The sequence below is a fragment of the Fibrobacter sp. UWR4 genome, assembly GCF_003149045.1.
In the GTDB taxonomy this organism is placed as follows: Bacteria; Fibrobacterota; Fibrobacteria; order Fibrobacterales; family Fibrobacteraceae; genus Fibrobacter.
Window position 1 is genome coordinate 1 of record NZ_QGDU01000023.1, and the last position, 14,398, is coordinate 14,398.

Genomic DNA, 14,398 nt, shown 5'->3' on the forward strand with positions numbered 1-14,398 from the left:
TGTAGATGTAAAGATAGCCTACGAATGGGAATCGGAATCGAGAGAATCATCTAGCAAGGCTGCCTAAATGCTTCCACACATGTTGATGATGCCTCGTTCTTCTGATTTATTCTCACGATTGCAAAAATACGACATCGTAAAAAGCGGCTTGTTTGCATTTTACGAGGAACTGCATACACAGAGCCTTGACTGGGTCTCCGATTTCATCATCGAATCCTTGCAAAATCGGGAGGCTCAAAACATATGATTCTTTTTCACGGTTCCGACATAGCTGTAGAAAAGCCAATTGCCAATTACGGGCGTAACAAGGTTGATTTCGGCCAAGGATTTTATCTTACAAGTTTACGCGAGCAAGCCGTAAAGTGGGCCAAGATCATAGCCTTCAAAAAGGGCGTCAAAAAGGCGTTTGTCACTGAATTCAATTTTGACGAAGACTTCCTAGCTTCACTTGGTTCGCGTTACAAGAAATTCCAGGTTTATGACATGGAATGGCTTGATTATGTAGTCGATTGTCGCAACGGTGGAAATTTGCAAAGTCTATACGACGTTATTGAAGGCGGTGTCGCCAACGACAACGTTATCGATACTGTTGAGAACTACGAGAACGGGATTATAACCACAGAACAAGCTCTTGGGCAGTTACAATACAAAAAGGTCAATCATCAAATTTGCTTCCGTTCCCAAGAAGTTTTGGATAAATCATTGAGTTTCGTTCGCTGGGAGGAGGTCTAGCCATGCAAAATGGAGTTCTTTGGCGTAAGGAAGCAAGACTTGTAAAGAAACTGGCCGAAGCCAAGAATATTGATAGCGCAACAGCTTTATCAATCTTTTTCGCATCCAACACCCACAAGTTACTTCTGCAGCCTGAAACTGGTTTGCAGCTTATGAGCGACGGCTACATTCTCGAAGACTTGCTCAACGAACTTCGCTAAGAAAAAGAGAACGTCGGCTAGTGCCGCGACAGCAAAGGCTCCCACAGCGATCTCCACACCCAAACCGCAAAAATTCCCCTTGTCCTCCCCACTCTCCGTTTGATATACTGCAGGTATAACCATCAACGTTCGCCATGCGGACAAGGAGAAATCATGAGAAGCTACACAACGTTCAGCCTGCAGTACGCCCACCGTTTCTACGGTTTCAAGGGAGAGGCGCAGTATCTTCACGGTCACACGGGGATCTTGACCATCGAAGTGGAGGATTCCATCAATGCGGGGGTGAACATGGTGTTCCCCTGCAACGAAATCCAGAAGACGGCCTGGGACATTCTGCGGAATTTCGACCACGCACTCATTCTGCGTGAAGACGACCCGCTGCTCCCCGCGATTCTGGACGTGTACGAAAAGCAGGGCATCAGGAATGGCCATCCGCAAAACAAGATGAAGGGGCCTGCGTTCAAGACGGCACTGGCCACGGCTTACCCGGATTGTCGCCTGGTGGTGACGAAGGAGACCATGACGGTGGAAGGCATGATCAAGATTGTCTACGACCTTCTGAAAATGAAGCTGAACATCGCAAAGATTACATTCACCAGCGGAGTGAACGCCGCCTCCCAGGAATTCCCTGTCTCCAGCACTGTCAAGCGTTGCCCTCTCTGCGGAATCGCCCTGGACGAAAACGGCGTTTGCCCCAAGTGCGGATATAAGGAAAAAGCGTAATTCGCGATTCGCCCACTCGGTGCAAAACAATCTTAGAGGTCGCCCATCGATTTTGGGGCGGCCTTTTTTATGACGATTTTTTCTTAAACTGTTAAGACAATTTTATTATTCACTTTCAATTTATAATTTCCATTATTTTCTAATTTCCTTATTTTGTATATTAAAGGATTTCTATATGAGACATCGCATTCTTAAAACTTTAATTACAGCGGCCGTATGCCTCATCGCTGCTGGTTGCAGTTCCACCAAGCCTGTCCCTTCTTCCGAAAACTTCGGCAATTTGTTCATTGGTGCATGGGTGGGCGGCCCGGAAGAAGTTCCCCAGCCCACTGTCGCCAACGTAGAGGCATTCGAGAAACTGCAGAACCGTCACCTGGACGTGATCAACCACTTTGTTCTCTGGCAGTACAATGACTGGGCATGGACCAAGCCCTACGTCGAAATGGCAAAGAGCCGCGGCTCCATCATGATGATCACCTGGATGCCTCAGCCCTACACCGCCCAGGATATTCTAGACGGCAAAACCGACGCCTACCTGGATGACTTCGCCAAGGGCGTCAAGGAATTCGGCGCAGAAATCTGGTTGCGTCCCCTCCACGAATCCAATGGAGACTGGTACACCTGGGGAACCGGCAAGGATCCCGCAAACAACGCCGAAGAAAAGGTGGCCGCCGCATTCCGCCACATCGTGGAACGGTTCCGCGCACAAGGCGCCACTAACGCGAAATGGATCTGGACAACCAACGCAGGCAGCAGCGCAGGCGCCACACTCACCGGCTCCTACCCTGGCGACGACTATGTGGACTACACTTCCATCGACGGCTACAACTGGGGAACCGCCCAAAACTGGTCCCATTGGCAATCCTTCTCCGAAGTTTTCAAGCCCGCCTACGATGCACTTTCCGCATACGACAAGCCCATGTTCCTGGCAGAATTTTCCTGCACGGAACACGGCGGCAGCAAGGGCGAATGGTTCAAGAACTTGTTCGAAGTTCTGCCCACAGAATTTCCGAAAATCAAGGGTCTCGTCATCTTTAGCCAAAGCAAGAGCTACGAAGCCGACTGGGGCGTTGACACTTCCGAAGATGCTCTAAATGCCTGGAAGAACGGCATCGCCGCCTCAAAGTAAGAATTTTTCGAATTTCCGTTTATTTTTTTTACAAAATCAATTTCACTTATTTTTTCCAAATTCTCGAACAAAATAACAGTTGCAACAGTTTTTATCGTTGCAGCCATTAAAAAAGTAAGTTTTTCTGTAAAAACTTTTATTATGGGACGTTGGAGGAAACAAAGTGAAAAACTTCTTTTTAAAATCATTGGTTGCAGCCTGTGCCTGCAGCTTCTTCTTCGGTTGTGGTTCAGACAAGTCTACCGCACCTAACGATAACCCCATCAGTTCTGCCTTAGATATTCCTGCCAGTTCTGCAGCGAACATCCCTCTGATTCCCCAAAGTTCCTCTTCATCACAGGCTTTCACTCCCGTCAGCTCTTCTTCTCTAATTTATATTCCCTTAAGTTCATCTTCTGAAATTTCTAATCTTCCAGAATCTTCTTCTGCAGAAGTTCAGACAACATCTTCAAGTTCCGAAACATTTAAGTCCATGTTCATTGGCGCCTGGGTAGGCGGTTCCGAAGAAACCCCTCAACCAACAGCGGCCAACGTTGACGCTTTCGAAAGATTACAGGGGCGTCACCTGGATATTATTCACCATTTCGTGCTATGGCAATACAACGACTGGAACTGGACAAGGCGTTATGCAGACATGGCAAAGAATCGTGGGTCCATCATGATGATTTCATGGATGCCCGACCCCTATACCGCGCAGGACATTTTAAACGGTCTAGCCAATGACTACATCGATGATTTTGCCAATGGCGTCAAGGATTTCGGTTCCGAAATTTGGCTTCGTCCCCTTCACGAATCCAACGGAGATTGGTACACTTGGGGCACCGGCAAGGATCCCGAGAACAACGCCGAAGACAAAGTGGCTGCAGCATACCGTCATATCGTGAACCGTTTCCGAGCCCTTAACGTCACTAACGTCAAATGGGTTTGGACTACCAACGCTAGCAATAGCGGATCCAAATCCACATTGAAGGGTTCTTATCCCGGCAACGATTACGTGGACTACACTTCCATCGACGGCTACAATTGGGGAACCGCGCAAAGCTGGTCTAGCTGGCAATCCTTCTCCCAGGTTTTTAAGCCCGCCTATAAAGCTATCGAAGGTTTTAACAAGCCCATGTTCATCGCAGAATTTTCCTGCAGCGAACACGGCGGTAGCAAGGCGGAATGGTTCAAGAACATGTTCGAGGTGTTGCCCACAGAATTCCCGAAAATCAAGGGGCTCGTGATCTTTAGCCAGAGCAAGAGTCACGAAGCGGATTGGGGCATCGATACTTCCAACGAATCCCTGAACGCCTGGAAGGCCGGCATAGCAGCCTTCCCCGCAGCAAGGTAAACTAACTCAGCAAATCAGCTAATGTCTCCATCAGCTTATTGATGTCAATGGGCTTTGCCAGATGTTCGTTCATACCAGAAGCAATAGCCTTTTGACGATCTTCTTCAAAGGCATTCGCGGTCATCGCCACAATGAGTACATTTGCCTTTGCAGGATCATTCATCTTACGAATCATCCTAGCGGCTTCATAACCATCCATCACAGGCATCTGGATATCCATCAGCACCAGCTTGTATGTATCCGCAGGAACATCCTGAATTTTCTGGACAGCATCCTGGCCGTCAACAGCCACATCCACAACGAATCCTGCTTCCGTCAAAATTGTAGAAGCAATTTCCTGGTTGAGCAAGTTGTCTTCCACAAGAAGGATGCGCGTTCCCTTGAAGTCAAAGTCAATAGGCTTAGAGGAGGCATTTCCAACTTCACCCTCGCCGACCTTGAACTGCAACGTAACAATGAATTCCGTACCACACCCAGCTTCCGAGATCACCTGAATATCGCCCCCCATCATGGTTACGATATTCTTTGTAATAGCCATGCCTAGGCCGGTGCCCTGAATTCCAGAAACTGTAGAAGTTTCTTCTCGAGCAAAAGCTTCAAAAATTCGTTCCTGGAACTTCGGACTAATACCGATACCATTATCCTTCACGCGGAATTCATAACGAGCATGACCAGCTAAGTCGCAAGGCTGTTCACAAACATTCAGGCTGATAGAACCACCTTCCTTCGTAAACTTGATTGCATTGCTCAGCAGGTTCAAAAGGATTTGATTCAAGCGGAGTTTATCCGTCACAATATTTTCGTTGTTCACAGAAACATGGAAGGCCAGGTCCTGATTCTTGTGACGAACGTTTGCCTGCACGATAGTCTTTACATCCTGCAGTAAATCCGGAAGATGAATTTCCTGTTCTTCCAATTTGACACGACCACTTTCAATACGTCGCATATCCAGCACGTCGTTAATCAGGGAAAGCAAGTGCTCACTGGAAGTATTAATCTTGGATAAATAATCCTGCAGGCGATTCTTGTCATCAATATGGCTTGAAGCAAGGGCTGTAAAGCCAATGATGGCATTCATGGGTGTTCGAATATCATGGCTCATATTATTCAGGAAGAACGTCTTGGCATTATTAGCCTGTTCCGCCTGAACCAGGGCGTCGTGAAGTTTACGCTCGGCCATTTTTTGTTCATTAATTTCCTGAGAAATATAAATCACATGAGAAGGATTCCCCTTCTTATCGCGTCGGGCCACAAGAATCGTCACCCTACACCACCCAAGAACATTGCCCTCATATTCCGCACTATAGGAATCGCGAGAACCAAGGGTATTCTTCCATTCAGAGATGGTATTGAATCGATGCAAGATAGGTTTGTACTTTTCAAGGACCATCTGGTCAGCCATAAGGAACAGAGCCTTCTGCGCATCCTTTTTTAGAGGGCTTATAACCTTATCGACAAAATCCAAAGTATGGATAGTTTCAAAGGAATTGTCGACCACATCCACAAGGAACACGCTATGATACAAATCGCTGATGGTCCGAATCACATCCAGCTGCATTTCAAGTCTTTCATTCTGGGCAAGTTCCCTCGCGGCCTGTTTCTTGGTGCGCCTAAGCCAGAAAATCAACAGCAAGAAGATGACACTCACGAAGGAGGCCGATATTGAAATAACCATTTCCAGATAGTCAGTCAAATCATCCAGCAGGGATGGTTTATAAAGGGATGCCACATACTTGTAGGACAGATTCAGAGCAAAATCATCCCCCATCAAGGCAATACCGCGGTTCAGAAGTTTCAGCAATGGTTCATCACCGACCGCAACACCAAAGTACTTGTCATTGGGGATATTCAGAAGCTTTACGGACAAGCTGGAGAACTTTCGATTTTTAAGGATGTAGGATGCGCGCTGATTTCCAATTACAACGGCACTGGCTTCACCATCAAGAATTGCATTTAGGCAATCTTCAACAGTAGCATAAAACTTGATTTCTGCGTCGGGGAAATGATCCCGGACCAAAAATTCCATCATCCTGCTGTTTCTATTGATCGCGAAAGTCTTAACAGTAGCGTCGTTAAAGCGGCCCTTAAAAACAAGACTTACATCAGAACGAACTACAGGAGCGGATTCTCGGATTCCGTTTTTTTCTGCCCAATACAAACTGCCGCCTACAGGGAAGCCAACGTCAACCTGTTTCTGGGCAATAGAGGAAACCAAGTTCTCGTAATCATCAAAGGCCGTGTAGTGAAGAATAATGTTCTTGGAAGAAATGTACCGATTCATTTCATAGAACACATCCGCCACCATCCCCGTAGGAATGTCACCCAAAATAACAACATCACTGGGGACGTAATGTTCTCGACGTTTCTGGTCAGAGAGCACATCACTATAGGGTAGCAGCTTCTTCAGGTAACCAATTTTCAAAGTATCGTGGCTAGCAAGCCATGCTCTTTCCGGACCAGTCAAAGACTTACTGATGGCGCTAGGACGAATATACTTGTTGAAAAGCTTTGCTGTAACAATGGGGTCGTCTTCCATCAACTGCCCCAAGGCACGGTTTAATTCCCCCAGCAAATCCGGACGTTTCTTGGTAACGCACAGGAAGTAGAAGGAATTACTCATCTTGAAGAAAATTTCAAAATTCGGCCCAATTTTCAAGCCAAGATTTTCCACAACAGCTGCATTCACAGAATCACAAGCCAAGGCAGAATCACGAGCGGCAACATCCTTATAGACCTTCACTTCGGCTTCAATTTTATTTTCCGCAAGGAACCTACGTAAAGTCTCCTCCATAGCACCACGCAAAGTTCCGATCTTTTTTCCCTGCATGGACATAGGATTCGGGAAAAGGGACTGATCCGTCTTTTTCTTCATGAATTGAAAAACTTCTCGACCCATAGGCACTTTAGAGAAGTACATCAACGGTTCACGATCCTTAGAGAATGCTAGACCCGCCATCAGGTCCACCTCACCTCTCAAGAATTTCTGGTAGATTTCATCTACAGAACCGAACACATATTCATAACGCCAGCCGGTATACTGAGCCACCCGCTGGTAGTATTCATACGCATAGCCATTAAGGGACGTTTCCTGAGTTCCTTCCTGGAAATTTTCACTTTGGAAATATCCAACACGGACCGTCTTAGGACCACCTTCAGCACAAAAGGCGATTCCTGCAAAAATTGCCAAAAAGCACAAAAAAACAAATTTTCGCATGATACCAAACTCTCTATATATTCCCCAATCAAAATTAATTTTTTTCAGAAAAAAACAATTTCGTACAAGTTTTCAAACATACGTCCAAATTGGGCTAAAATTACACTAGCCACAGATTGTATCATTTGCAAGAGCGTCTGTTTCATATACGCAATTATTCTTTAAAAACTAGCCGTTTTACACGATTTTTTGTAAAAATCCATAACTTTTGTATCATTCGTCAATTTATCTTATGAGAAAAGAAATTAAATTATTGGAGAACATCATGAAGCTGCATTCTAAATTCATCATTAGCGCATCCGCAATCGCCTGTTCTGCGTTCCTTTTCGCAGGATGTTCCGACAGCACATCTGCAAACGACGTTATCGAAAATCAGCCCATGATTGAAGAAATCCCCACACCGGAACAGCCACAGGGCATCCTGGTAGAGGAACAGCCCGCGGATACAACGTCCTTGGCCACAAAGGACTCCTTTGAGGAGCCGAACGAAGTCGAACCGCCCCTTGATGAAAAGTATTTATGCGAAAATGATGCCTACGCCAATACGATTGTCGACCCTGAAGGAAAAACCTTTACGTATAATGACCGTACCGCCGACTATTCCTTCAAGGGAGACACCTTGATCATTCGCTGGCGAGACATGCGTCCGGCAATGGACTGCGGCCCCAACTGCTACGGAACTGCCGACGGTATTATGCTTGTAGGTGGTATTGAAGGCAAGCTGGAGGGTGGTTCCTGGGAAATGATTCCCTATATCCAGGAAAATTCCTTTGGAGCTAGTGGAACCATCACTCATGTGAACAACATGAGAACCGCCACCTACACCTTTACCGAGATGTGCGAAAATGTCTATCACCTAGCCACCACGGAACAGGAATCATTCGACATGGAAAAATCAGATGACCTGATGAATTCCACCTTCATGGCAATCCTGTACAAAAACATCTATAGTGCAAAGAATAAGGATGAAATCCTCTATTACGACGGATACTTTCCTTCCTACGCAGACTATTTGCTCTACGACAACAAAAAGGATGTAGAGAACAATATTTCCAAGTATGACGTAGAGGTTCTTGAAAAGACGAATACTAGCGAAACATTCTCTATGTACGGGAAGACTTTTACTGTAACCGTAGATTTCGCAAACGCCTTCCCTCTAGGGGACAAGTTTAAAATCGGAAAGTCCATTGTGAACGAAAAAACATCTTTCACCATCAAGTCTGGCGAAGTTTCCTGTAGCTACAAATACAACTACAATCCCAAGGATAACGATCCTGCCAGAAACGAAGCCAACGACACCTACGCCGATTGCTTTGAAAATCTTGTAAACTTTGATTGAGTCCAATAATGAAGCCTGTTTTTGAATACCAAGACTACCGCTCCTTTATGATGGAGTACTACGAGGATCGAAAGAAAAAGTCAGCCTTTACCTGGCGCGACTTTTCCAAAGCCGCAGGTTTTGCATCCCCTTCGTATTTGAAGCTGGTCTGTGATGGCAAGAGTTCCTTGAGCCGTGTCGGTATTCCGAAAGTAGCTTCCGCCATGGGACTTTCTGGCGCAGAAAGCACATTCTTCGAAGCTCTGGTCGAGTTCGGGAATGCCAAGGACGACAAGAAGAAAACTCTTTTCTTGAACAAGATGACCCGCATCGCAGCGGAGCAGCAAGTCCGTGTTCTTTACGCAGACACCTTCGCCTACTATGATTCCGCAGTCAATTCCATTGTCCGTGAATTGGCTCCTTTGATGCCAGGCGCCCTTCCCAACGACATGGCGAAAAAAATCATGCACACATTTTCCGCCCAGCACGTACGAGAATCGCTAGTATTCCTGGTAAAAGCGGGACTTCTACGCGAAACGACTACAAACACATACGAACAGACGGACAAAGCCATCACAGGATCCAAGGAGGCCATTCCTCTCGCCATCCGTTCCATGAATAGGCAGATGATTGATCTGGCCAGAGAATCTTTAGATAAAGTAGACACTAGTGAGAGAAATATTTCTGGCGTTACCATGGGCGTAAATGCAGAGACTTATGCAGAAATTGCCCAGGAAATTGAAGCATGTCGCAAGAAAATCATTGCAATTGCGAACAAATGTCAAGACATTGACCGTGTTTATCGATTAAATTTACAACTGTTCCCTTTGACAGAAACGGTTTAGGAGATAAGCATGAACGCACGAAAGCAATCAACAGCAACAAAGCTAGTGAAAGCAGTTTCATTCGGGCTATGTCTCATATCCGTTTTTAGCGCTTGTTCCACCAATGTTGCAGGCACTGATGAACAAGGAAATACCATTGCCGCGGATTCCTCCACGGACGCGCCCACACCAGCATCTTCCACCAGCGTCAATGTCACTGATGTTCCGTCTTCTAACAGCAGTTCAAGTACAATTGTTGAATCTTCCAGCAGCATCCAAATAACGATTCCTGTTAATCCTGTCGATCCAGAAAAGAGTGAGCCAGGCTCCAATCCGAGTTCAGGTTCAACAGGATCTATAGGTAACTCCGAAAACCTGGAGCATATTCTCAACGCAGCAGCGAATAACGTCATTCTCACTACCGGAGTTGACCTTCCCGATTTACCGCCTAGTTCATCCGATTCGGGAGGCACCCCCATTCAATCAATGATTCAAGTCAGCGTTGAAAACGGATCTCTTACATATTCAACAAAAGAAAATAGAGCATTCGTCGCCTGCGACGAAAACAACTTCGATACCCATTCCTACCTCGTCCTGTTAAATAGCGATGTTGCAATCAAGGAATTCGTATCAAATTCTGCAGAGGACCACGAACTTTTCAAGACGCTTTGCGAATCCCAGAACGGAACGTACTCGTCCAAAGAAGAAAATACTTCGACCTGCAGGATATCCGCAATGGATATCTACAAAGATCCAGACTGGATGACCTTCAGCAATAAGGTCATCAGCCATTGTAGAACATAAAAGGAGGACCAATCACGAGATCCACACTCAAGACCATTATGACCGGGGCGGTCGGAATGGCGTTCTTCGCCTGTGGCGATAACGAAAGCAGCACTGCTCCAGAAAACGGCAACATGCCCGAAAGCAACATCGTACCGGAATCTTCCGCAGCGCAAGAAGTTTTATCAAGTTCCGATGCATTCCATAAAGAATCCTTGCAACGATGGATCAAGGAGAACTACGTCACCAATATGGTGACAATCGATTGTCCCACCACAGGACCACAAGAAGCTCATTCTTGTGCCGAAGAGCGGCTGCGAATCGGAGCCAACACCCTAACTCACGCATGGATTGGGCACAGTAATTACTTCGCATGCGAAACCGATTGCGAGGCCGAGCAGGGAACATACTCTGTTGACAGCGATGGCGTATCCTTCTGCATTGTGGAGGTTCCTCCAATTCCATCACCAGTTTATGCAAGGATGAACCCATCGAGGGACTCACCCACTCCAATCGCATCAAAACGGGAGAATGCAAGGTCGACGGCTTCTCAGTTCATTCAGCACTAGCAAAGGATGGTGCGGTAGAATCGTCCAAGGCAAAGATAATTGACGAAGAAAACGGCTACGAAATCATGATTCCAGACATCAGCGATTATTGCGAAATTGACGTAGGCCTCGTTAGAAAATTAGTGGGAGATATACTATACATCCAATACGACATGGATTGCAAGGAACACGAAGCCCATTTCAATTCATTAGGAAACGACGGCTGTGATGAAAATGCCTGCATCACAATAGCACCCATTCGTAAGCAATTTGATGAAACCTGCTCTCCAGCCATCGCATCAAAATGCATGTGCATCAGCGACCACTATTTCCCTGTTGGTTTAGATTATTTACGTGGAGCAAAGTTCGTCGTTTTCAACGATGTCACCTACCCCATTGAAAATCCTATAAGCCCGTAATATTTTTATTCATCTCTCCTAAACAAAGAACCCCGCACCTTTCGGCGCGAGGTTCTTTTTACGTTTATTATGGCTTTTAAATCATTTCGGCTTATGCCGCGATCCTACATGTTGCTGAAGATCTGGAAGCCACCGTAAGATTCCTGACCATGTTCGGAGAGGTCGAGACCGCGGAGTTCTTCCTTTTCGCTAACGCGGAGGCCCATAGTCTTCTTGATCACGATGAAGATCAGGCAAGCAGAGAGGAAGCAGGGGATTGCGTAGGCAACGACACCGAGAAGCTGGGTGGAGAAGTTGAAGCGGCCGGTGTAATCGAAGATACCAACTGCAAGGGTACCCCAGATACCGTTGACCAGGTGAACGGAGAGAGCACCAACCGGGTCGTCCAAGCGGAGCTTTTCGAAGAAGTACACAGCCAGGACTACGATCACACCACCGATTGCACCAATGATCCAGGCACTGAGCGGGGAAACAGTATCAGCAGGAGCGGTGATTGCAACCAGACCAGCCAAGCATCCGTTGAGAGCCATGGTGGCATCGGGCTTCTTTGCGATAATCCAGGAAGTTGCAGTTGCGGTAATGATGCCAGCCACAGCAGCCAAGTTAGTAGTCACAAGAATCAGAGAGGTATCGAAGGGGTTGCCAGAGAGAGCGGAACCACCGTTGAATCCCCACCAGCCGAACCACAGGATAAACACACCGATAGTTGCCAGCGGAACGTTGTGAGCGGGAATTGCATGAGCCTTGCCGTTCACATACTTGCCGATACGGGGTCCGAGAATGATTACGCCAGCGAGAGCGCCCCAGCCACCCACGGAGTGAACCAGTTCAGAACCAGCCAGGTCGTGGAAGCCTTCTGCACCGAATGCAGCGAAGTTGGAGAGCCAACCACCACCCCAAACCCAGGAACCAACTACCGGGTAGACGAATGCTACGTAGAAGAAGGTGAACACCAGGAAGGAGGAAAGCTTGATACGTTCAGCAACGGCACCGGAAACGATGGTTGCAGCGGTAGCGGCAAACATAGCCTGGAACAGCCAGTCGGTGAACAGGGAGAAGTGACCGTTGTAGGCGGCAGTGAAGTTTGCGGGGTTAAGCCAATCGCCAATGCCGAAGCCTGCAAAGCCAAGCCAACCGTTAAATTCACCCGGGTACATCAGGCCGAAGCCCAGGAGTGCGTACACGGAAATACCGATTGCAGGTACAGCCACGTTCTTAAAGCAGATGTTGGATGCGCTCTTTGCGCGGCAAAGACCGGATTCAACGCAAGCAAAGCCAAGGCCCATGATGAACACCAGCATTGCAGAAATCATGATCCAGATATTTTCGGTCATGAAGATTGCTTCGCCCACAGTGGGAGCGGCTTCTGCAGCAGGAGCAGCGGCAGCTTCGACGGCGGCAGCAACAGGAGCAGCAGCTTCGGCAACAGTTTCAACAACGGCTGCAGCTGCGGAAGAAACGGTATCAGCCACGGCAGCGGCGGTATCGACGATAGTAGAAAGAGTATCAGCCATTTTTATACCTCCTTATTAGCCAATAGCTTCCGGGCCAGTTTCACCGGTACGGATACGGATACATTGTTCAAGGTTCGTAACGAAAATCTTGCCGTCACCGATGTTTCCAGAGCGGGCGCCGGCGATAATTGCATCGATGCAAGGCTGAACGAACTCATCGTTCACGGCAATGCGGATGCAAATCTTCTTGAGCAGGTTCACTTCAGTTTCGACACCACGATAAACCTGAGTGTGACCCTTCTGCTGGCCGCAACCCAGAACGTTGGTGACAGACATCTTGAAGATTTCGGCTTCGTAAAGCGACTGCTTTACGCTATTAAGCCTTTCGGGTTGAATGTAAGCTGTAACGAGCTTCATGTTTTCGTCCTTGTGTTGAGGTTTTCTTTTTGTTTACGCCCTCAATATGCAAAGACCGTGCCAACTTTCATTTTATGATTAAGACACAAGATGTAAAAGCTCGTATTTCCTTATAAATCAAGGAAATAAAGCAATTTTCAACAATTTTGGGAAAGCACAAATCGTCCTAGGGGATCGTTTTTTACAATTACACTTTATGAAGCACCCAAACAAAGTGTTTTACAAATTGTGTAATTTTACCAGATTTTTTCTTATTACAAGTTGGAATACGGGTTCAACCAGCGCCTTAAGGGTCAATAACAGAAATTCGTAATTTTCATTTTTTGTAATAAGCCAATTCGATTTTCTATAAACAAAAAAAGCCCCTTCACAAGGGCTTTTTTTTCGCATTTTCAATGAAATTATTTCTTGGAAGATTTCTTTGCAGTCTTCTTTTTCTTGTCCTTCATTTCAACACGGCGGCTACCGGAGCGAAGGCGTTCCCAGGGAGCAAAGGTCATAACGGGGAACTGGATCACGAAGAACCACAGATTAAACACAAAGAAGAAAAGAACCGCACCCCAGATGTTCGCATTCTTGGCAGGCTGAGCAGCCCCTTCAACCACCTGAACGTTCGGCATATCGAAAGCAATAGCTGTTACCACCAGCAAGGAGGACACCAGCATAGGAACCACCATCTGCTTAGCAGCTTTCACCATGGCACCTCCCTTGGGCATCCCTTCGCCAAGATACTTCCCCGCCAAAGCGGACAACCCCATTGTGCCAGCAAAACCAAGAGCGGAGAGAGCCGCCCATACCAGATAAGAAGGTTCCAGGGACGGCTGAAGAACAGCGACCAAGGCACTCAAGAACAACCAGCCCAGCACAAAGGGGAACAAGCCGCAGGCAACACCCATCTTTACGAAGAGAATGCAGACAATAGATACAAGAGCCAGTACTCCAAAGAAAATCAGGGGCATAGTCTCGTTGCCATCCATCAGCACAAGACTTCCCACAAAGAGGGCAATGGAAGCCACCGCACTTACGCCTGCACGAACTTTTCCAAAGACAAAGCTCAAGACCACAGTCGCAATAGTCGCAACCACCAGATACTGGGCGGAATTCCAGGCATTTGCCACACTAAAATCAGGCAGCCATTCAACAAGAGCACCAGAAGCGCCTACCGGAAGGGAAACAATGTTCTGCCAGCTGGAAGCAAGAACGGCAATCGTTGCAACGACCAGTCCCACCAGGGACAAAAGACGAATTCGCATCAAAATTTCCAGAATTTTCTGGACCTTGCCCGGTTTTTCTCTCAAATCCAT

14 protein-coding genes are annotated in these 14,398 nt (G+C 46.9%); 10 read left to right on the forward strand and 4 right to left on the reverse strand.

Annotation, left to right across the window (positions count from 1 at the left end; translation table 11 throughout):
- Window positions 1–243: 243 nt before the first annotated feature.
- The 5 genes from BGX12_RS10320 (at window position 244) to BGX12_RS10345 (ending at window position 4,117) form a co-directional block, all read left to right on the forward strand.
- Entirely contained in the window at window positions 244–732 is a 489-nt protein-coding gene (locus BGX12_RS10320) for a DUF3990 domain-containing protein (protein ID WP_109735982.1), read from the forward strand.
- Between the two features lie 2 nt (window positions 733–734).
- Complete coding sequence (locus BGX12_RS10325; protein WP_109735983.1) at window positions 735–932, forward strand: DUF3791 domain-containing protein; 198 nt, start codon at window positions 735–737, stop codon at window positions 930–932.
- Window positions 933–1,085: 153 nt separating this feature from the next.
- Window positions 1,086–1,655, forward strand: a complete 570-nt coding sequence (locus BGX12_RS10330; RefSeq protein ID WP_109735984.1) for a 6-carboxytetrahydropterin synthase — start codon at window positions 1,086–1,088, stop codon at window positions 1,653–1,655.
- A gap of 175 nt (window positions 1,656–1,830) precedes the next feature.
- Window positions 1,831–2,784 (forward strand): glycoside hydrolase family 26 protein, encoded by a 954-nt coding sequence (locus tag BGX12_RS10335; protein ID WP_109735985.1) that lies wholly within the window; start codon window positions 1,831–1,833, stop codon window positions 2,782–2,784.
- A gap of 163 nt (window positions 2,785–2,947) precedes the next feature.
- Entirely contained in the window at window positions 2,948–4,117 is a 1,170-nt protein-coding gene (locus BGX12_RS10345) for a glycoside hydrolase family 26 protein (RefSeq protein WP_233246359.1), read from the forward strand.
- A 1-nt stretch (window position 4,118) separates the two neighbouring features.
- Here the strand turns inward: BGX12_RS10345 and BGX12_RS10350 are convergent, their stop codons facing one another.
- A complete protein-coding gene (locus tag BGX12_RS10350) occupies window positions 4,119–7,304 on the reverse strand; it encodes a transporter substrate-binding domain-containing protein (protein WP_158278223.1) in 3,186 nt (1,061 codons plus the stop codon).
- Window positions 7,305–7,596: 292 nt separating this feature from the next.
- On the opposite strand from BGX12_RS10350, the gene BGX12_RS10355 reads away from it, so the two are divergent.
- The 5 genes from BGX12_RS10355 to BGX12_RS10380 all read left to right on the forward strand — a co-directional run bounded on the left by BGX12_RS10355 (window position 7,597) and on the right by BGX12_RS10380 (window position 11,223).
- Window positions 7,597–8,670 (forward strand): hypothetical protein, encoded by a 1,074-nt coding sequence (locus BGX12_RS10355; protein ID WP_109735989.1) that lies wholly within the window; start codon window positions 7,597–7,599, stop codon window positions 8,668–8,670.
- Window positions 8,671–8,678: 8 nt separating this feature from the next.
- Window positions 8,679–9,494, forward strand: a complete 816-nt coding sequence (locus tag BGX12_RS10360; protein WP_109735990.1) for a TIGR02147 family protein — start codon at window positions 8,679–8,681, stop codon at window positions 9,492–9,494.
- Between the two features lie 45 nt (window positions 9,495–9,539).
- Window positions 9,540–10,277 (forward strand): hypothetical protein, encoded by a 738-nt coding sequence (locus BGX12_RS15340; protein WP_146196313.1) that lies wholly within the window; start codon window positions 9,540–9,542, stop codon window positions 10,275–10,277.
- Window positions 10,278–10,333: 56 nt separating this feature from the next.
- The gene (locus BGX12_RS10375) at window positions 10,334–10,825 is read left to right on the forward strand and encodes a hypothetical protein (protein ID WP_146196314.1); all 492 of its coding nucleotides are present in this window, start codon (window positions 10,334–10,336) and stop codon (window positions 10,823–10,825) included.
- Between the two features lie 122 nt (window positions 10,826–10,947).
- A complete protein-coding gene (locus tag BGX12_RS10380; RefSeq protein WP_158278224.1) occupies window positions 10,948–11,223 on the forward strand; it encodes a hypothetical protein in 276 nt (91 codons plus the stop codon).
- Between the two features lie 104 nt (window positions 11,224–11,327).
- On the opposite strand, the gene BGX12_RS10385 is transcribed toward BGX12_RS10380, so the two are convergent.
- The 3 genes from BGX12_RS10385 to BGX12_RS10395 form a co-directional block, all read right to left on the reverse strand.
- Window positions 11,328–12,557: an ammonium transporter gene (locus tag BGX12_RS10385; protein ID WP_109736027.1), complete on the reverse strand. Its 1,230-nt coding sequence runs from the start codon at window positions 12,555–12,557 to the stop codon at window positions 11,328–11,330.
- Between the two features lie 195 nt (window positions 12,558–12,752).
- Complete coding sequence (locus BGX12_RS10390; protein WP_073156489.1) at window positions 12,753–13,094, reverse strand: P-II family nitrogen regulator; 342 nt, start codon at window positions 13,092–13,094, stop codon at window positions 12,753–12,755.
- A gap of 401 nt (window positions 13,095–13,495) precedes the next feature.
- On the reverse strand, window positions 13,496–14,398 hold the full coding sequence (locus BGX12_RS10395; RefSeq protein WP_109735995.1) for a hypothetical protein: 903 nt from the start codon (window positions 14,396–14,398) through the stop codon (window positions 13,496–13,498).